15 protein-coding genes are annotated in these 17,492 nt (G+C 71.8%); 12 read left to right on the top strand and 3 right to left on the bottom strand.

Annotation, left to right across the window (positions count from 1 at the left end):
* Positions 1–14 precede the first annotated feature (14 nt).
* Positions 15–1,562 (bottom strand): DHA2 family efflux MFS transporter permease subunit, encoded by a 1,548-nt coding sequence (locus QO011_RS30605; protein ID WP_307280953.1) that lies wholly within the window; start codon positions 1,560–1,562, stop codon positions 15–17.
* Between the two features lie 144 nt (positions 1,563–1,706).
* Here QO011_RS30605 and QO011_RS30610 point away from each other — a divergent pair, with 144 nt between their 5' ends.
* The 9 genes from QO011_RS30610 to QO011_RS30650 all read left to right on the top strand — a co-directional run bounded on the left by QO011_RS30610 (position 1,707) and on the right by QO011_RS30650 (position 12,693).
* Entirely contained in the window at positions 1,707–2,576 is an 870-nt protein-coding gene (locus QO011_RS30610; RefSeq protein ID WP_307280955.1) for a hypothetical protein, read from the top strand.
* 82 nt (positions 2,577–2,658) lie between these two features.
* Positions 2,659–3,537: a metal ABC transporter solute-binding protein, Zn/Mn family gene (locus QO011_RS30615; protein WP_307280958.1), complete on the top strand. Its 879-nt coding sequence runs from the start codon at positions 2,659–2,661 to the stop codon at positions 3,535–3,537.
* Positions 3,534–4,328: a metal ABC transporter ATP-binding protein gene (locus QO011_RS30620; RefSeq protein ID WP_307280961.1), complete on the top strand. Its 795-nt coding sequence runs from the start codon at positions 3,534–3,536 to the stop codon at positions 4,326–4,328. Before QO011_RS30615 ends, QO011_RS30620 begins: the two co-directional genes overlap by 4 nt.
* Positions 4,312–5,121 (top strand): metal ABC transporter permease, encoded by an 810-nt coding sequence (locus QO011_RS30625; protein ID WP_307280964.1) that lies wholly within the window; start codon positions 4,312–4,314, stop codon positions 5,119–5,121. The genes QO011_RS30620 and QO011_RS30625 overlap by 17 nt, the downstream gene beginning before the upstream one ends.
* 88 nt (positions 5,122–5,209) lie before the next feature.
* The gene (locus QO011_RS30630) at positions 5,210–6,637 is read left to right on the top strand and encodes an SWIM zinc finger family protein (RefSeq protein ID WP_307280966.1); all 1,428 of its coding nucleotides are present in this window, start codon (positions 5,210–5,212) and stop codon (positions 6,635–6,637) included.
* Positions 6,637–8,031, top strand: a complete 1,395-nt coding sequence (locus QO011_RS30635; protein WP_307280968.1) for a DUF5691 domain-containing protein — start codon at positions 6,637–6,639, stop codon at positions 8,029–8,031. The genes QO011_RS30630 and QO011_RS30635 overlap by 1 nt, the downstream gene beginning before the upstream one ends.
* A 15-nt stretch (positions 8,032–8,046) precedes the next feature.
* Complete coding sequence (locus tag QO011_RS30640) at positions 8,047–9,180, top strand: ATP-binding protein (protein WP_307280970.1); 1,134 nt, start codon at positions 8,047–8,049, stop codon at positions 9,178–9,180.
* Position 9,181: 1 nt separating this feature from the next.
* A complete protein-coding gene (locus QO011_RS30645; protein WP_307280973.1) occupies positions 9,182–11,512 on the top strand; it encodes a DUF5682 family protein in 2,331 nt (776 codons plus the stop codon).
* Complete coding sequence (locus QO011_RS30650; RefSeq protein WP_307280975.1) at positions 11,509–12,693, top strand: VWA domain-containing protein; 1,185 nt, start codon at positions 11,509–11,511, stop codon at positions 12,691–12,693. The genes QO011_RS30645 and QO011_RS30650 overlap by 4 nt, the downstream gene beginning before the upstream one ends.
* 157 nt (positions 12,694–12,850) lie before the next feature.
* Here the strand turns inward: QO011_RS30650 and clpS are convergent, their stop codons facing one another.
* Positions 12,851–13,156, bottom strand: coding sequence for an ATP-dependent Clp protease adapter ClpS (gene clpS, locus QO011_RS30655; RefSeq protein WP_307280978.1), 306 nt, complete (start codon positions 13,154–13,156; stop codon positions 12,851–12,853).
* 203 nt (positions 13,157–13,359) lie between these two features.
* Positions 13,360–13,590, bottom strand: coding sequence for a hypothetical protein (locus tag QO011_RS30660; RefSeq protein WP_307280979.1), 231 nt, complete (start codon positions 13,588–13,590; stop codon positions 13,360–13,362).
* 536 nt (positions 13,591–14,126) lie between these two features.
* Here QO011_RS30660 and QO011_RS30665 point away from each other — a divergent pair.
* The 3 genes from QO011_RS30665 (at position 14,127) to QO011_RS30675 (ending at position 17,484) form a co-directional block, all read left to right on the top strand.
* Positions 14,127–14,813, top strand: coding sequence for a recombinase family protein (locus tag QO011_RS30665; protein ID WP_307280981.1), 687 nt, complete (start codon positions 14,127–14,129; stop codon positions 14,811–14,813).
* Between the two features lie 176 nt (positions 14,814–14,989).
* Entirely contained in the window at positions 14,990–15,679 is a 690-nt protein-coding gene (locus QO011_RS30670) for a tetratricopeptide repeat protein (RefSeq protein ID WP_307280983.1), read from the top strand.
* A 371-nt stretch (positions 15,680–16,050) separates the two neighbouring features.
* The gene (locus QO011_RS30675; protein ID WP_307280985.1) at positions 16,051–17,484 is read left to right on the top strand and encodes a caspase family protein; all 1,434 of its coding nucleotides are present in this window, start codon (positions 16,051–16,053) and stop codon (positions 17,482–17,484) included.
* The last annotated feature ends 8 nt before the right edge of the window (positions 17,485–17,492 follow it).

The following is a 17,492-nucleotide window of genomic DNA, read 5'->3' on the forward strand; positions in this document are numbered from 1 at the left end:
GCGGCAGGGGCCGCTCAGCCGTGGGCTGCCGCCCTCCCGGCGAAGGGCACGCAGGCCAGCGCCACCAGGGTGAGGAGAGCGATCATCGCCCAGGCGTCGTTGACGGCCATCGTCGTCGCCGCCTTCTCCACCAGCGGCTGCAGCATGGCCCGGGTCTGTTCGTCGAACGGTCCGGCCGGGCGCAGGGCGAAGAGATCGAGCGGCACGCCGACGAAGGTGGCGGTGACCGTGTCGCCGGCGGCCAGGCGGTCGAGGATCGCCGCCGCATGCACCGGCGCGCGGCCGTAGATCACCGTGTCGATCAGCGCAAGGCCGATGGCGCCGCCGAGGTTGCGCATCAGGTTGAACAGGCCGCTGGCATCGGGCACGCGCTCCGTGTCGAGGTGCCCGAGCGCCAGCCGCGTCGGCGGCAACAGGCAGAACATCAGCGCGAGGCCGCGCAGGACCTGCGGCCAGAACATGCCGTCATAGTCGGTCTCAGGCGTCTGGACGGCGCTGAGGCCGAGCCCGACGGCGAACAGGGCGAAGCCGGCCGCCGTCAGCAGCCGCGCCTCGACGCGCTGCTCGAGCACCACGGCCACGGGCGCGGTCAGGAACTGCGCGACGCCGGTCACCAGCAGGATCTCGCCGATCTCCAGCGCGTCGTGGCCGCGGACGAAGGCGAGGAACACCGGCATGAGATAGACCGATCCGAACAGGCCGACGCCGAGCACGAAGCTCAGGATGCAGCCGACGGCGAAGCCGCGGTCGGCGAAGCTGCGCAGCTCGACCACCGGATGCTGCGCCCGCAGCGTCCGCTCGACGAAGGCGACCATGCCCGCCAGGCTCAGCGCCAGCAGCCCGACGACGAGGCCGTCGGTCCAGCCGCGCCCCGGCGCCTCCTTGAGGGCGATCTCCAGCGCCGCCAGGGCGATCGCCGCCAGCGTCAGCGAGAGCGCGTCGAGGCGCCGGGCTTCGCCCGGGCGCATCCCGCCTCCCGGCAGCAGCAACCCCGCGAGGAGCGCGCAGAGCAGGCCGGGCGCGAGGTTGATCAGGAACAGCCAATGCCAGGAATAGGTCTGCGTGATCCAGCCGCCGACGACCGGGCCGACGATCGGCGCCAGCACCGCCAGGCCGCTGGCGAGCGTGGTGGCGAGGCCCTGCCGGTGCGCCGGGAACAACAGGAACACCGCCGAGAACACGGCCGGGATCAGCGTGCCGCCGGCAAAGCCCTGCAGAACCCGCCAGGCGATCAGCCCGGCAAAGCCGGTGCTGGCGGCGCAGCCGGCCGAGGCCACGGTGAAGAGCGCGATCGCCACCACGAACAGGCCGCGCATGCCCATCAGCCGGGTGAGGAAGCCGGTCAGCGGAATGGCGATGACCTCGGCGACGAGATAGGCCGTCTGCACCCAGCTCATCCGGTCCGGCGCGATGGCGAGGGCGCCCTGGATGGTCGGCAGCGAGGTCGCGACCACCTGCACGTCGAGGATCGCCATGAACATGCCGATCGCCATCATGGCGAAGCCGAGCCAGGTGGCGGCCGTGACCGGCTTCACGGCATGCGGGCTGGCCCCGTGCGGCATTGCGATCCCGCCTTTGCAAGCGCTCCCCGCGGGTGATGATGGCACGATCCGCCGCCGCGACGACGGAAAACATGGCAGCGTCGGATTGCCGCGCGGGGTGGCCGGGACTACCCTCGGCCGGCCGTCACGAGGGCGAGGTCGGCAATGCCTCGGATGCAGGGCCGGTTCCCTCGCGGGACCATCGCCGTCGGCGTCCTCGCCGCCTTGATCGTCGGGCTGCTCCTGGTCCGGCGCGAGGCGGGCGAATCGTCCGCCGGCGGCCCGTCCTGTCCTCCCGTTGCGGTTGCGCTGGGAGCCGCGGTGCTGCGCGTTCCGGTCACGCCGATGGTGCGTGTCGAGGCGCCCGCCCGTTCCCTCGACCTCGCCGACGCGGACACGGTCGCGGCGCTCTGCACGGCGCCGGCCCCGGCGCCGATCCAGGCCATGCGGATCGAGCTCGACTTCGACCGGCTCGATCAGGACTGGCCCTCGGTGCTGGCCTGGCGAGGCCGGCATTGCGGCGCGCCTGCCGGGCTCGACGCCTTCCTGTGCACGGGTGAAAGCCGACCGCCCGGGACGCCGCGGCAGCTCGCCCGGGCGATGATCGTCGCGGCCGGCAACGGGGCGGCGCTGGACGGGGCGCCGCGCTTCGCCGACGTCCGGTCCGGCGTCGCCGCCGCCGGCGGCCGGTTCGACCGGGCCGGCAACATCCGGGTCGAGCGGCCCGGGCGCGGGTCGGACCCTGCCGCCGAGCCCGCCGTCTTCGTCTGCGACGCCGGCATCTGGCCGGTGGGCAGCGCCCATTATTGCCGCGGCACCATCGGGCTTCCCGACGGCCTCCTCGCCGGATTCGAGTTCCGGGCGCCGCAGCAGGGGATCGAGGACGCCGCCGTCGCCGCCATCGCCCACATGCGCGACCTCCTGGCGGTGATGCGAGCGAATGAGCAGGGGCGTCCTGCCGCCGGCGAGATCCCCGGTCTGGACGATGGAGCCGCTGTCCGCGGCCGGCTTGACAGGCGGGGAATGCCGGTCTAACAGGTCGATCTGTTATAACATAACATTCCCACGGCGCCCCTTCGCGCCGCCCCTCCTGCCCTCGCGCATGACGGAGACCAGCATGCGAACGCTTCTTCTCGCCCTCGCCCTCACCGCGGCCCTGCCGGGCCTGGCCACGGGCGCCCGGGCCGCCGACAGGACGGCGGTCGTCGCCGCCGAGAATTTCTACGGCGAGCTCGCCGAGCAGATCGGCGGCAAGCACGTCGCCGTCACCAGCATCCTCTCGAATCCGGACCAGGACCCGCATCTGTTCGAGTCCAGCACCTCGACCGCCAAGGCGATCGACGGGGCGGCGATCGTGATCTACAACGGCGTCGACTACGATCCGTGGATGGACAAGCTCCTCGCCGCTTCGTCCAAGCCCGACCGGGTCGGCATCGTGGCCGCCGACCTCGTCGGGGCCAAGAGCGGCGACAATCCGCATCTGTGGTACAAGCCGGAGACGTTCCCGGCGGTGGCCAAGGCGCTCGCCGCGGCGCTCGAGCAGAAGGACCCGGCCCATGCCGCCGAGTACAAGGCCAATCTCGCCAAGTTCGAGGCGTCGCTCGCCCCGATCGCCAAGCAGATCGCGGCCGTCAGGCAGCAGCATGCCGACACGGCGGTGACCGCGACCGAGCCGGTGTTCGGCTACATGGCCGAGGCGCTCGGCTTCAAGATGCTGAACTACGAGTTCCAGGTCGCAACGATGAACGACACGGAGCCGAGCCCGTCCCAGGTCGCGGCCTTCGAGCAGAGCCTGAAGGACGGCAGCGCCAAGATCCTGTTCTACAACAGCCAGGTGACGGACGAGACGACCAAGCGGCTTCTGGCCCTGGCCAAGGACAACAAGGTCGCGGTGGTCGGCGTCACCGAGACCGAACCGAAAGGCAAGACGCTGCAGACATGGTTCAAGAGTCAGCTCGAAGAGGTCCAGCAGGCGCTGAGCCCCAAGTCGCAGTGAACGCCGTCGATTTCGACCGGGTCAGCATCACCTATGGGAGACGTCGGATCCTCTCCGACGTCTCCTTTTCGATTCCGCAAGGCAAGTTCGTCGGCGTGCTCGGCCCGAACGGGGCCGGCAAGAGCACGCTGATGCGCGCCGTCCTCGGCCTGGTGCCGCCGACAGGCGGGCGCATCGGCGTGCTGGGCGAGGCGCCGCGGCGGGGCAACCCGGCCATCGGCTACATGCCGCAGTCGCGCCGCGGCGTCGCCCAGCTCGGGCTGAGCGGCTTCGAGCTGGTGCTCGGCGCCTTCGGCGGCACCCGCTGGGGCTGGCCTTTCCCCTCGCGGGCCGAGAAGGCGGCGGTCTGGGCGGCGCTGGAGCGGGTCGGCGCCGCGGGCCTGGCCAAGCGTCCGGTCGGCGAGCTCTCCGGCGGCGAGCGCCAGCGCCTGCTGATCGCCCAGGCCCTGATCGGCGAGCCGAAGCTGCTGCTGCTCGACGAGCCGCTGGTCAGCCTCGATCCCAGCCACCAGCGCGCCATCGTCGAGCTGACGCGCGACATCGCCGCCGAGCTCGGCATCGCCGTGCTGTTCTGCGCCCACGAGATCAACCCGCTGCTGCGCGCCCTCGACATGGTGCTCTATCTCGGCAACGGCCGGGCGGCGGTCGGCACGGTCGATGCGGTGGTCAATCGCCACGTCCTGTCGGATCTCTACCGCACGCCCATCCACGTCGCCCGCGTCAACGGCCGCATCTTCGTCATGGCCGAGGACGGCGAGCTCGAAAGCCACGCGCATGACCACGATGTTTGACTACGAGTTCATGCGCAACGCCTTCATGGCCTGCACCGTCGTCGGCCTGGTCAGCGGCGCCGTCGGCTATTTCCTGGTGCTGCGGGGCGAGGCCTTCGCCGGCCACGCCCTGTCGCATGTCGGCTTTCCCGGCGCCACCGGCGCGGCGCTGCTCGGCCTCTCGCCTCTCGTCGGCCTCACCGCCTTCACCATCGCCGCCGGCATCTGCATCGGCCTGCTCGGCGCCCGCGCCCATCGCGACATCGCCATCGGCCTGGTGCTGACGCTGTCGCTCGGCCTCGGCCTCCTGTTCCTGCATTTCTACACCAGCTCCGCCACCCAGGCGACGAACCTGCTGTTCGGCAACGTGCTCGGCATCAGCCGCAGCACGGTGCTGGTCCTCGCCGCCTTCGGCGCGGCGAGCCTGGCAGCGCTTGCCGCCATCGCCCGGCCGCTCCTGTTCGCCAGCATCCAGCCGGAGCTGGCCGAGGCGAGGGGCCTCAGGCTCGACCTGGTCTCGGCGCTGTTCATGGTCATCGTCGCGATCACCACGGCGCAGGCGATCCAGATCGTCGGCGTGCTCCTGGTCTTCGCGCTGATGGTCGGTCCCGCCGCCACCGCCATGCGCCTGACGCGGCACGCCTGGAGCGGTGTCGCCCTCTCGGCCGCCGTCGGAGTGGCGATCGCCTGGATCAGCCTCAGCCTCGCCTATGCCACGGACTGGCCGACCAGCTTCTGGATCACCGCGCTGGGCTCGCTCGCCTATGTCGCGAGCTCGCCGCGCCTGGCCGCCGCCTGGGTCCGGCCGAGATAGGCGGCCGCTCTCGCCGTCTTCCCGGGTTGCCGTTCCCGGACGGGGAGGCTAACCATGGCGACCAGGCGCGCAGGGCATCATCACCGGCATGTTGAGCAGGGACCGGATCGAACGGCTTGCGCCTGACCAGGCATCCCTGTCCGCCGCGCTCAAGCTGATGAAGCCGGCGAACTGGCCGCTTCTATCCCGCGACGGCGAGGGCTCGCTGCTCTGGGGCGAATGCCTGGGATCGGGCTCGACGCCCTACCGCATCGTCGCCTCGCCCGCCGACATCGGCTACAAATGCACCTGTCCCAGCCGCAAGTTCCCCTGCAAGCACGTGCTGGCCTTGCTGTGGACGGCGTGCGACAAGCCGGCGGCCTTCGCCGAGGCGTCGCCGCCGGAATGGGTGGCGGATTGGCAGGCGCGCCGGCGTCCGAAGGCGGCCGGGGCGCGGCCCGGCCCAGTCGAGGATGGCGCGCCGCCCGCTTCGCTCGACGATGCGCTGGCCGGCGCGGCGGACGGCGAGGACCGGACGGTCGACCCGAAAGCCGCAGCCCGGGCCGAGGCGCAGCGCCGGCGTCTGCGCGAGGAGCGGGAGGCCGCGGTCCTGACCGCGCTGGACGACCTCGATCGCTGGATCGCCGACCAGCTCGGGCTCGGCCTTGCCGGCTTCGCCCAGCGGGCCTCGCAGGGGCTGCGCACGCTCTCCACCCGCCTCGTCGACAACAAGGCGCAGGGGCTCGCCGCCCGGCTCGATGCGCTGGCGGCCGAGATGTTCCGGGTGCCGGAGGCGATGCGCGGCGACTTCGTGCTCGAGCGCCTCGCCGCCCTCGTGCTGGTCTGCGCCGCCTACCGGCGGCAGGACCGGCTGTCCCCTGCGCTGCGCGAGGACGTGCGCCGCGCCGTCGGCTGGACCGTCCGGCGCGACGACCTGCTGGCGGACCCGGACGCTCCGCGGGCTACGTCCCGCTGGATCGTCGCCGCCACCCGCGGCGAGGTGCAGCCGGACAATCTCCGACGTCTGGAAACCTGGCTGCTCGATGCCGCTCCCGCCGAGGGCAGGCCGTCCGTGGCCCTGCTCGTCGACCATGTCCCGGTGTCGGCCGGCGCCAGCGCCCCGCCCTTCGCCGCCGGGGAAGTGATCGCCGGCGAGCTCGTCTACTATCCCTCGGCGACGCCGCTGCGCGCCCAGCTCGCCGCCCGCCTGCCCGGTGACGCCGCGGCGGCGTGGCCGGGCCTGCCCGAAGGCCTGGGACCGGGCCTCGCGGCCTATGAGGCGGCCCTGGCGAGCCAGCCCTGGATCGAGGCCTGGCCGCTCACGGCATCGGGCGTCGCGCTCGCGCGCCTCGCGCCGGATCGCCTGGCCGTGACCGACGGGGCGGGCACGGTGCTGCCGCTCGCCGCCGCGCAGACCGCAGCGCTGCTGCCGCTGCTCGGGCTGGGGCCGCTGGCTGCGGTGCTGGTCTGGGACGGGCGCTTCGCCACGCTTCTGGCCGCCGACACGCCGCTCGGCCCCTGGCACGAGGAGGCATGATGACGGAGCTGAGCCGCGGCGACCTCGACGGCCTCAGACAGGCCATGCTGCTGGGCACGGCGCGTCGCCCGCTCGCGCCGCCGCAGGCTCTTGCGCCGCTCCTCGCCGCCGCGCCCGAGGCCGATCCCGCGCTGGCCCTGCTGGCGCTCGCCGGCCAGCGCCTGCGCTTCGAGCGAGCCGCCGTGCCGAGCCCCGAGATGCCCGAAGCGGCGCGGCGCCTGCATGCCGATCCGCGCCCGCTGCTCCCTGCCTCGGCGCGGCGGACCCTCTCCCGCCTCGTCGGCGTCACCGACAAGGCGCTGGCTCCCGCCGTCGTCCCGGCGGCACTGCGCCGTCTCGCCCGCGCCGGCTTCCGGCCGCATCCCTTCGACCTGCCCCGGCTCCTGCCGTTCGTCCAGGCCGCCCCCGAGAGCCACGGTCTCGCCGAGCGGGCCTTCATCGCCCTGGCCGACACCCCGGAGGAGGGCCGCGCCGGCCTGGCCGGGGAGATCGACGCGGAAAACTGGACCGGCTTTCCCAAGGCCCATCGCCGCCTGTTCCTCGGCCGCCTGCGCCGGCACGATCCGGCGGCCGGCCGGGCGCTGCTCGAAGGCGTGTTCCCGTCGGAGACGGCCGCCATGCGTGCCGAGCTCCTGGCGGCGCTCGCCGTCGGCCTCGGTCCCGACGACCTGCCCTTCCTGCAGACCCTGGCGGGCGACCGGGCCGACAGCGTCAAGACCGTGGCGGCGAGGCTGGCGGCGCGGGTCGCCGGCACGTCGGGCCATGCCGCCCGCCTCGCCGATGCGGCCGCCTGCTTCCGGCGGGAGGCGGGCGCCGGCCGCAGCATCCTGCGCCTCCTCGGCGTCGGTGGCGAGGGTCGGGTGACCTTCGTCGCGCCCGGCGGCGTCAAGCCCGCGGAGCAGCACGGCGCCGTGCTGCGCCTGTTCGAGGGGCTCTCCCTCCCCGCCCTCTGCGCCCAGGCCGGTCTCGACATCGGGGCGCTGCTCGCTGCCCTGCCGGAGGACGACGTCGTCTTCTGGGCCCTGCACGCGACCGCCGTGGAGGAGGCCGACGCAACCAGCCTTTCGGCGCTGACCGAGCGCAGGCTCGGGCAGGGACAGGCCTATCCATCGGCCTTCGTCCTGACCCGGCTCGCGGCCCATGCGCCCGCCCCGCTCTCCGCCGGCGCCGCCCGGGCCCTGCTGCAGGGGGCGGCGTGGCAGGCCCTGCTGCAGCACTATCGCGCGGCGGATACGCCGGCGCAGCTCAAGGACGACGGCCGGCTCGTCCTCACCGCCGCGCTGCTGCCGGCCTCCGCTCTGCCGGCCTTCCTGGAGGCCATCGGCCCGCTGCAGGCCGGCACCACCCGTGCGGCGCGGGCCTTGGCGGAGTTCGTCGCCGGGATCGACTCATGAAAGGGAAGAGGCGCCATGACTAATCCTGACGCACCCAAGCCTGACGCACCCAAGCCTGACGCATCGAAGGCCGGCGCCCAGCTGCGCGGCGCCGCCGAGGACCTGTTCGGCCACGAGCTTGCCGCCCTCGCCGCCGAGGACGAGCGCGCTCGCCCCGCCAATTGGCGCCTCTCGCCCCAGGCGGTCGTGACCTATCTCATGGGCGGCCGGACCCGGTCGGGCGTCGAGGTCAGCCCGAAATATATCGGCAACCGCCGGCTGATCGAAACCGCCGTGGCGACGCTCGCCACCGACCGGGCCCTCCTGCTGCTCGGCGTGCCGGGCACCGCCAAGTCCTGGGTGTCGGAGCACCTGGCCGCCGCCATCTCCGGCTCCTCGCAGATGCTGGTGCAGTGCACCGCCGGCAGCGACGAGAACCAGATCCGCTACGGCTGGAACTACGCGATCCTGCTGGCCAAGGGCCCCTCGCGCGAGGCGCTGGTGGCAACCCCGCTGATGCGCGCCATGGAGCAGGGCCGGATCGTGCGCTTCGAGGAGCTGACGCGCATGGGCTCGGACGTGCAGGACACCCTCATCACCGTGCTCTCGGAGAAGACCCTGCCGATCCCGGAGATCGACGGCGCGGTCCATGCCAGCCGCGGCTTCAACCTCATCGCCACCGCCAACAATCGCGACAAGGGCGTCAACGAGCTCTCCTCGGCCTTGAAGCGCCGTTTCAACGTGGTGGCGCTGCCGCTGCCGGCCAGCATCGAGGAGGAGCAGGCGATCGTGGTCAAGCGCGTCGCCGAGATCGGCTCCAGCCTCGAGCTGCCGGAGATCGAGCCGGCCGAGCGCGAGATCGCCCGCGTGGTGACGATCTTCCGCGAGCTGCGCGATGGCCAGACGCTGAACGGCAAGCTCAGGCTGAAGACCCCCACCGGCTCGCTCTCGACCGCCGAGGCGATCGCCGTCACCATCGGCGCCTGGGCCGAGGCCGGCCATTTCGGCACCGGCGTGATCGATGCCCAGAGCCTCGCCGCCAACATCGTCGGCGCGGTGGTCAAGGACCCGGTGCAGGACCGCGTGGTGATGCAGGAATATCTCGAGACCGTCGTGCGCGAGCGCAAGGACTGGACGGATCTCTACACGGCGATCCGCGAGGTGATGTGAGATGGCGCCGGCGGACCGGCTGCATCTCTTCGGCATCCGCCATCACGGGCCGGGCTCGGCGCGCAATCTCGTCACCGCGCTCGACGCCCTCGACCCGACGCTCGTGCTCATCGAAGGGCCGGCGGACGTCTCCGATCTGATCGTCCATGCCGGGTCGCCCGGCATGGTGCCGCCCCTCGCCATCCTGGTGCACGCCGGGGACGATCCCGCCAACGCCAGCTTCTATCCCTTCGCCGTCTATTCCCCGGAATGGCAGGCCATGCGCTGGGCCGCCGCCCGAGGGCGGGCCGCGCGCTTCATCGATCTGCCGGCCGAAATCCGCCTGGCGAAGACGCCGGATCCCGACCCCGCGGAGCCGGACGGGGGCGAGCCGGCAGAGGAGGCCGTGCCGGCGCCCGCCGACGTCGAGGCCCTCGCCATCCGGCGCGACCCGCTCGCCTATCTCGCCGGCATCGCCGGCTACAGGGACAGCGAGGCCTGGTGGAACGCCCTGATCGAGCAGGGAGCCGGCGGGCCGGCCGTGTTCGCGGCGATCGAGGCCGCGATGACCGAGCTGCGCCGCCATGCCGACGCGAGCGCCGCGGAGCCCGACGAGGACCGCGTGCTCGAGCAGCGGCGCGAGGCCCATATGCGCCTTGCCGTCGCGGCGGCGCTGCGGGAGACGGAGGGGCCGGTCGCGGTCGTCTGCGGCGCCTGGCATCTGCCGGCTCTGCGGCTGCGGCGGCCGCAGGCCGAGGACCGGGCGCTGCTCAAGGGGCTGCCCAAGGTGAAGGTTTCCGCGACCTGGGTGCCCTGGACCGAGACGCGGCTGGCCAGCGCCAGCGGCTATGCCGCCGGCGTCGCCTCGCCGGGCTGGTACGCCCATCTGTGGAACGAGGTCGAACGCGGCCGCGATGCGCCGGCGCTGCCGGTGCGCGACGCGACCGCCCGTTGGCAGGTACGGGTGGCGGCGCTGCTGCGCCGGCACGGCCGGCCGGCCTCCACCGCCTCGGTGATCGAGGCGGCGCGCCTGGCGCAGGCGCTCGCCGGCCTGCGCGATCTCGCCGTGCCCGGCCTGGAGGAGATGCGGGAGGCCAGCCTCGCCACGCTCTGCCTGGGCGAGCCGGCGCCGATGGCGCTGATCGAGACCGAGCTCGTGGTCGGCCGCGCGGTCGGCGCGATCGACGAGAGCGTGCCGCAGATGCCGCTCGCGGCCGATCTCGCCCGCTGGCAGAAGCGGCTGAAGCTCAAGCCCGAGGCCCTCGACGAGGACGTCTCGCTCGACCTGCGCACCGAGGCCGGCCTCGCCAAATCGCTGCTTCTCCACCGGCTCGCGCTGATCCGCGTGCCCTGGGGCCGGCTGCAGGGGGCGGGCTCGAGCCGCGGCACCTTCCGCGAGAACTGGCGCCTGCGCTGGGAGCCGGAATTCTCGGTCCGCCTCGCCGAGGCGCTCGTGCATGGCACGACGGTCGAGCAGGCCGCCGGCAACGCCGCCGTCGCCGCCGCGCGCGACGCGCCAGCCCTGGCGGGGGTCTCCGACATCGTCCGCAGCTGCCTGCTCGCCGGCCTCGATGCCGCCGCGCGCACCACCATCGCGCTCCTGCAGGCGCGCGCCGCCGGTTCCAGCGACGTGGCGACGCTGGCCGGCGCCGTCCCGCCGCTCGCGGCCGTGCTGCGCTACGGCACCGCCCGGGCCATTCCCGCGGCGGAGCTGCAGCTCCTGGTGGTCAGCCTGGCCGAGGCGGTCTGCGCCGGGCTGGTGCATGCCTGCCGCCGCCTTCAGCCGGCGGAGGCCGAGGCCCTGCGCCGCACGCTCGCGGCGCTGGACGAGGCTCTGGCGCTGCTCGACCGCGCCGCCACCAGCGAAGCCTGGCTCGGCGCCCTGCATGCGCTTGCCGATGACGGCGAGGGCGACGAGCTCCTGCGCGGCTTCGCCGTCCGCGCACTCTATGACCGTGGGGCCATGCCGGCGGAGGCGGCTGCGGCCTGCTTCTCCCGCGCCTTGTCGCCGTCCGTGCCGCCGCTCGAGGCCGGGCGCTGGCTGGAGGGCTTCCTCGCCCATGCCGGGCAGGTGCTGCTGCACGACGCGGCCCTGCGCGCCATGATCGACCGCTGGCTGGTCGCGCTCGACGAGGAGCCCTTCGTCGCGGTGCTGCCGATGCTGCGCCGTGCCTTCGGTGCGATCGACCGGGGCGAACGCCGCCGCATGCTCGACCTGGCCCGCCGGCCCGCCGACGACGGACCGGCGGCGGCCCGGCCGCCGACATCCGCCGCGGCGGAGGCGCCGGGCTTCGCGGCGGCGCTGCCGCTCCTGCTGACCATCCTGGGCCTGGATGCGGAGACGGGATCGTGAGCGCGCTTTCCGAAGACGACGAGGCCGGACGGCTGCGGCGCTGGCGCCTCGCCCTCGGCGGCGATGACGCCGAAGGCCTCGGCGAGCGCGACCGGCGGCTCGATCAGGCGCTCGCCGGGCTCTACGACACCGGGCCGGACAGCGGCGGGCGCCGCGCCGGCCTCGGCGCCTCGGCGCCGCGCGTCGCCCGCTGGCTCGGCGACATCCGGGAATTCTTTCCCGCCAGCGTCGTGCAGGTGATGCAGAAGGACGCGTTCGACCGCCTCGGCCTGAAGCAGATGCTGCTGGAGCCGGAGTTCCTTGCCGCGCTGGAGCCGGACGTGCACCTCATCGCCGATCTGGTCGCGCTACGGTCGGCCATGCCGGAAAAGGCCAAGGATACGGCGCGCCAGGTGGTGGCCAAGGTGGTCGCCGAGCTGATGGCGCGTCTGGAGAGCCGGACGGTGGAGATGGTCCGCGGCGCCCTCAACCGCCAGCGGCGCACGAGCCGGCCGCGCTTTCCCGACATCGACTGGCCGCGCACCATCGCGCGCAACCTTCGGCACTGGCAGGCCGAGCACCGCACCATCGTGCCCGAACGCCTCGTCGGCTACGGCCGCAGCGCCCGCCGCTCCCATGCCGAGGAGGTGATCCTGTGCGTGGACCAGTCAGGCTCGATGGCGACCTCGGTGGTCTATTCCTCGATCTTCGCGGCCGTGCTGGCCTCGATTCCGGCGATCGCCACCAGGCTGGTGGTGTTCGACACGGCCGTGCTCGACCTCAGCGAGGAGCTGAAGGACCCGGTCGAGGTGCTGTTCGGCGTCCAGCTCGGCGGCGGCACCGACATCAACCAGGCCCTGGCCTTCTGCGAGCGCCTGGTGCTCGAGCCGGCGAGGACGCATCTGGTGCTGATCACCGATCTCTATGAGGGCGGCAACGCCGCCGAGATGCTGGCCCGGGCCCGCTCGCTCGTCGCCGCCGGCGTCAACCTGATCGTCCTGCTCGCGCTCAACGACGATGGCCGTCCGGGCTACGATGCCCGGCATGCCGCGGCCTTCGCCGCCCTGGGTGCGCCGGTTTTCGCCTGCTCGCCCGACCAGTTCCCCGACCTGATGGCGGCCGCGCTCAAGCGCGAGGACATCGCCGCCTGGGCCGCCGCCCGGGACATCGCGCTGATCCGTGCGGACGGCGAGGCGGGATAGGGGGCCTGCGCCGCGGCTGTCAGGCCGCCGGGCTCGGCCGGATGGCCCGGACGGTGAGGAGCCTGGCGCCCCATAGGGCCGAGCGCGTCGATGTCGGCCGCGAGGGCGTCGATGACCGGCGCGAAGGGCATGTGGAGGAAGAGGTGCGCCCGGCCGGCTATTCCTCCGGCTCGGTGGTGAACAGCAGGGGATAGCCGCGGCTGCGGCCGGCGTCGGTCGCGCGCGTCGCCCGCGTCTCGGCAATGTCCTTGGCGAAGACGCCGACCACGCAGACGCCGCGCTTGTGCGCGGTCAGCATGACGCGATGGGCCTGGCCTTCGTTCATCCGGAACTCCGCCTTGAGGACCAGGACGACGAACTCGCGCGGCGTGAAGTCGTCGTTGACGAGGATGACCTTGTACAGGCGCGGGCGTTGTGTCTTCGGCGCGACCTTGGTGCGCGGCTGGACGTTGATGTCGCTCACGGGTTCACCCCCATCGGCGATGGCAGGAGCAGGACGCCTTTTCGCATGCCCGGCCGCCGGCGTCCACGCCGCGCATCGGCCGACCAGCGCGATGCTTCGGCGCACCCCCGCGGGGAGGCGTGCGGCCTCAGCGCCATTGCTCCGGCGTGCTGGTCAGCATTGGCCTGGCACGAAACTGCAAACTCAAGTCGGGCTGAAGCCGCTCAGTGCTCCCGCCGCTTGCGTTCGGCCGGCGGATCCTCCGCCGCCATCTCGCGCACCATCATCATTCGGCTGAAGGCGAGGCCGTTCAGGGCGGTGGCGACCTCTTCGCGCGACCAGCCCGCCAGTTCCGCCTGCTCGGCAAGGGCCCGGAAGGCCGGCTCCACCGCCAGCAGACAATCGTGGAGACGATCGGGATGGTTGTCCGGGATCTCCGGGCCGGGGATATCCATAGATGCAGCCTAGCTTGTGACCTTTGTGCCGCAATGGCAGTGAAGCACATCATTCCGTCGGGAATGCAAGTTTCGCCTGCTCCCCGGGACAAAAATCTTGGCTTATGAGGCAAGAAAAGCGCGCCCTGGCCTCGTGCGGCAAGCTTTGGCGGCTTCATGATACTCCCGTCGGGCGATGACGAGTCGAGCGGGCCTCGCGCCTCAGTCATAAGGCGCGACCGGTCCGCGCAAACCCAATATAAATCTGTGAATTATGTCGAGCCATCTATGGTTGCATTTGCTGCTTTCGAAGCTCGATTCGGCAAAATGACAGATAAAATGACACCATATTCAAAATGGTTGGAAATTATACTATGGACCTTTGAGGGTCTCGACGTGACTTTGCCAGCATTCGCCCGAAATTATTAAGGAATTTTAACACCCGAAAACCACTTGTCAGACGAATCTTGGCGAAATATGGGAATTGGTTATTTGCAAAGTCGAGATTGATGTTATACGATATTGTTGCGTGAGGATCTTTCGGCAGCGTCGGCACCATGAGAACTGCCATTGCCTATATTCGTGTTCCCGCAGCAGGGCAGAAGCGCCCCGGCCTGGACATCGAGGCTCAGCGCCGCACGCTCCGCAGCTTCGCCGAGGCGGAGGGCATCCGGATCATCGGCGAGCATATCGAGGTGGATGCCGGCAGGGGAGGCGAGGCCATCGAGCATCGGCCGCACCTGGCTGCGGCCATGGCTTCGGCGCGCGTCGCCCGCTGCCCCATCCTGGTCAGCCGGCTGGATCGCCTGTCGGGCGACGTGGCGGTGATCTCCGGCCTGATGGCGCAGGAGATCCCCTTCGTCATCGCCGAAGCCGGCGTCGAGGCGCTGCCGTTCATGATGCGGCTCTATGACGAGCTGCCGCCGAAGGCGCGGACCCTCATCTCGGAGCGGACCAAGGCGGCGCTCGCCGCGCCGAGGCTGGACGGCCGGCGGCCGGGCAATCCGCGGCTGGTCGAGACGGCGGCCGTGTTGGGCCGGGCCGCGGTGAAGGCCAATGCCGACGCCTTCGCGGCCTCGCTGGTGCCGGTGATCGAGACCATCCAGGCCAGCGGCATCACCAGCTACGATGCCATCGCCGCGGCCCTCAACGCCCGCGGCATCCATACGCGCCGCCAGGGCAAGTGGCACGCCGCCACGGTGCGCAACCTCTTGCTGCGCAAGGTGAACCTGGCCGCGCGCTGAAGCCGGCCCCTCCGCCCCGGGGCGGCGGCCGGCGCCGCATGCGTTGCGCAGGCCGCCCTGTGCCATGGGTCACATGTCCGGCGGGCGGGCGCCACTCCACCTGGTCCAGGGCTCATTTCCGCCGCACTGTGTCAGCCATCCTGCGCTGTTCCCCACCGTCAGACGTCAGGCCAGCCATGCGCACGACCCTGTCCCCGGGTGTTCTCCTCCTGCTCCTCGTCCTGTGCGGCCCCGCGTCCGCCGCTCCGGCGCGGGACAATTATGCCGCCTGCAATGGCGGGAAAGATCATGCCGGCATCATCTCGGCCTGTTCCTGGGTGCTCGCCCGGGGCGGCCGGGAATCCGCCAACAACCGCAAGATCGCCTTCTTCTATCGCGGCCTCGCCTATCAGGTGAGCGACCATCTCGACCAGGCGATCGACGACTACCACAAGGCCCTGGCGCTGGACGCCGCCTATGGCCCGGCGATCCAGAACCTCTCGGTCGGTCTCAACAAGCGCGGCAGCGATGCGTTCAACCGCGGCGACTATGACTCCGCGCTGGCGGCGTTCGAGGAGTCCGTCCGGCTGGACCCGAAAAACGCGGTCAGCGTCAGCAACCGGGCTGCGGCCCATCTGAAGAAGGGCGAGCTGGGGCTGGCGCTGGCCGACTGCACGGAAGGTATCGCCCTCGATCCCAAATACATCCTCGCCCGGGATATCTGCGGCCGCACCTACCTCGCCCAGCACGACAATGCCAATGCCGTGGCTGCCTTCACCCAGGCCTTTGCCCTCGATCTGCATTTCAGCGACGGCGAGCCCCTCTCGATGGCGGACGCGCTGAAGCAGGCCCAGGCCGCCCTGCCGCCGCCGGCTGGCGCGCGGTGACGCGGACCTCGTCGCCGCAGCCCTGCGGCAGGACGGCTTCACCTCGGTCGTCACCCTGGGCGACCTCTCGCGCCAGGCCTTCGTCGCGGCATTGCGCGACTTCGAGGCCAAGGCGGACTGGGTCGCGCCTCCTGCTGCGCAAGGCCAGTCTGGCCGCGTGCTGAGGTCGGGAGCCGTTGCACCCCCTCCGGGTGCCGTCGACGGGCGGTCCGGCACGAAGGCGCGTGCCGGATGCTCCGGGCGGCACGCCCCAGTGCCGCCGGTCACACCTCCGCCCGTCCTGCGCGGCAGCGCCTCGTCCGAGGGCTCATTTTCGCCACACTGCATCTGGCATTCTGCGCTGTTCCCCAACGTCAGACGTCAGGCCGGCCATGCGCACGACCCTGCCCCCGGGTGTTCTCCTCCTGCTCCTCGCCCTGTGCGGCTCCGCGTCCGCCGCTCCGGCGCAGGACAACTATGCCGCCTGCAATGGCGGGAATGATCATGCCGGCATCATCTCGGCCTGCTCCTGGATTCTCGACCGGGGCGACGGAGAATCCGTCTCCAACCGCAAGAACGCCTTCTTCTATCGCGGTCTCGCCTATCAGGTGACCGACCGTCTCGACCAGGCGATCGACGACTACCACAAGGCCCTGGCGCTGGACGCGGCCTTCGGCCCGGCGATCCAGAACCTGACGGTCGGCCTCAACAGCCGCGCCAGCGCTGCGCTCGACCACGGCGACTCTGGCGGGGCGCTGGCAGCGTACGACGAGTCCATCCGCCTGAACCCGAAGAACGCGGTCACCTTCGGCAACCGGGCGGTGGTTCACCTGAGGAGGGACGAGCTCGGACTGGCCGTGGCCGACTGCATGGAGAGCGCCGCCCTCGATCCCAAATATATCCTCGCCAGGGACGTTTGTGGCCGGGCCTACCTCGCCCAGCACGACTATGCCAATGCCGTGACGGCCTTCACCCAGGCCTTCGTCCTCGACCCGCATTTCAGCGACGGCGAGCCCCTCTCCATGGCGGATGCGCTGAAGCAGGCCCAGGCAGCCCTGGCGCCGCCGACAGGCGCGACGGTGCCCGCAGGGGGCGGCCCGCCTTCGGCCGGGCCCCCCGAGGTGCGCGTCGCCTTGGTGATCGGCAATTCCCACTACGCCGCCGTGGGGGCCCTGCCCAATCCGCAGCGCGACGCGGACCTCGTCGCCGCGGCCCTGCGGCAGGACGGCTTCACCTCGGTCGTCACCGTGGACGACCTCTCGCGCCAGGCCTTCGTCGCGGTGCTGCGCGACTTCGAGGCCAAGGCCGACAAGGCCGACTGGGCCGTGGTCTACTATGCCGGCCACGGCCTGGAGATTGGCGGCGTCAACTATCTCGTGCCGGTCGACGCCCGGCTGGAGAGCGATCGCGACGTGCCGGACGAGGCCATCCCGCTCGACCGGATCCTGTCCGCCGTCTCGGGTGCCGGCAAGCTGCGGCTGATCGTGCTCGACGCCTGCCGCAACAATCCCTTCCTGGCCCAGATGAAGCGGACCTCAGCCGAGCGCTCGGTCGGCCGAGGCCTGGCCCGGGTCGAGCCCGACCAGGCCACGCTCATCGCCTATTCCGCCAAGGACGGCAGCACCGCCGAGGACGGCGACGGCGGGGACAGCCCGTTCGCGGCGGCCCTGGCCAAGCGTTTCGTCGAACCGGACGTCGAGATCAACAAGGTGTTCCGCGAGGTCCGCGAGGACGTGCTGAAGGAGACCGGCCGCCGGCAGGAGCCCTTCGTCTACGGCTCGCTGCCGCCGACCGATTTCTATTTCACCACCGGCAAAGCCCACTGACCGGCTGT

The sequence above is a fragment of the Labrys wisconsinensis genome (assembly GCF_030814995.1).
Lineage (GTDB): Bacteria > Pseudomonadota > Alphaproteobacteria > Rhizobiales > Labraceae > Labrys > Labrys wisconsinensis.

Coding starts and splice junctions, on each gene's coding strand:
- QO011_RS30605 (WP_307280953.1), bottom strand. CDS start 1,562: ATGCCGCACGGGGCCAGCCCGCATGCCGTGAAGCCGGTCACGGCCGCC.
- QO011_RS30610 (WP_307280955.1), top strand. CDS start 1,707: ATGCCTCGGATGCAGGGCCGGTTCCCTCGCGGGACCATCGCCGTCGGC.
- QO011_RS30615 (WP_307280958.1), top strand. CDS start 2,659: ATGCGAACGCTTCTTCTCGCCCTCGCCCTCACCGCGGCCCTGCCGGGC.
- QO011_RS30625 (WP_307280964.1), top strand. CDS start 4,312: ATGACCACGATGTTTGACTACGAGTTCATGCGCAACGCCTTCATGGCC.
- QO011_RS30630 (WP_307280966.1), top strand. CDS start 5,210: ATGTTGAGCAGGGACCGGATCGAACGGCTTGCGCCTGACCAGGCATCC.
- QO011_RS30635 (WP_307280968.1), top strand. CDS start 6,637: ATGACGGAGCTGAGCCGCGGCGACCTCGACGGCCTCAGACAGGCCATG.
- QO011_RS30640 (WP_307280970.1), top strand. CDS start 8,047: ATGACTAATCCTGACGCACCCAAGCCTGACGCACCCAAGCCTGACGCA.
- QO011_RS30645 (WP_307280973.1), top strand. CDS start 9,182: ATGGCGCCGGCGGACCGGCTGCATCTCTTCGGCATCCGCCATCACGGG.
- QO011_RS30660 (WP_307280979.1), bottom strand. CDS start 13,590: ATGGATATCCCCGGCCCGGAGATCCCGGACAACCATCCCGATCGTCTC.
- QO011_RS30665 (WP_307280981.1), top strand. CDS start 14,127: ATGAGAACTGCCATTGCCTATATTCGTGTTCCCGCAGCAGGGCAGAAG.
- QO011_RS30670 (WP_307280983.1), top strand. CDS start 14,990: ATGCGCACGACCCTGTCCCCGGGTGTTCTCCTCCTGCTCCTCGTCCTG.
- QO011_RS30675 (WP_307280985.1), top strand. CDS start 16,051: ATGCGCACGACCCTGCCCCCGGGTGTTCTCCTCCTGCTCCTCGCCCTG.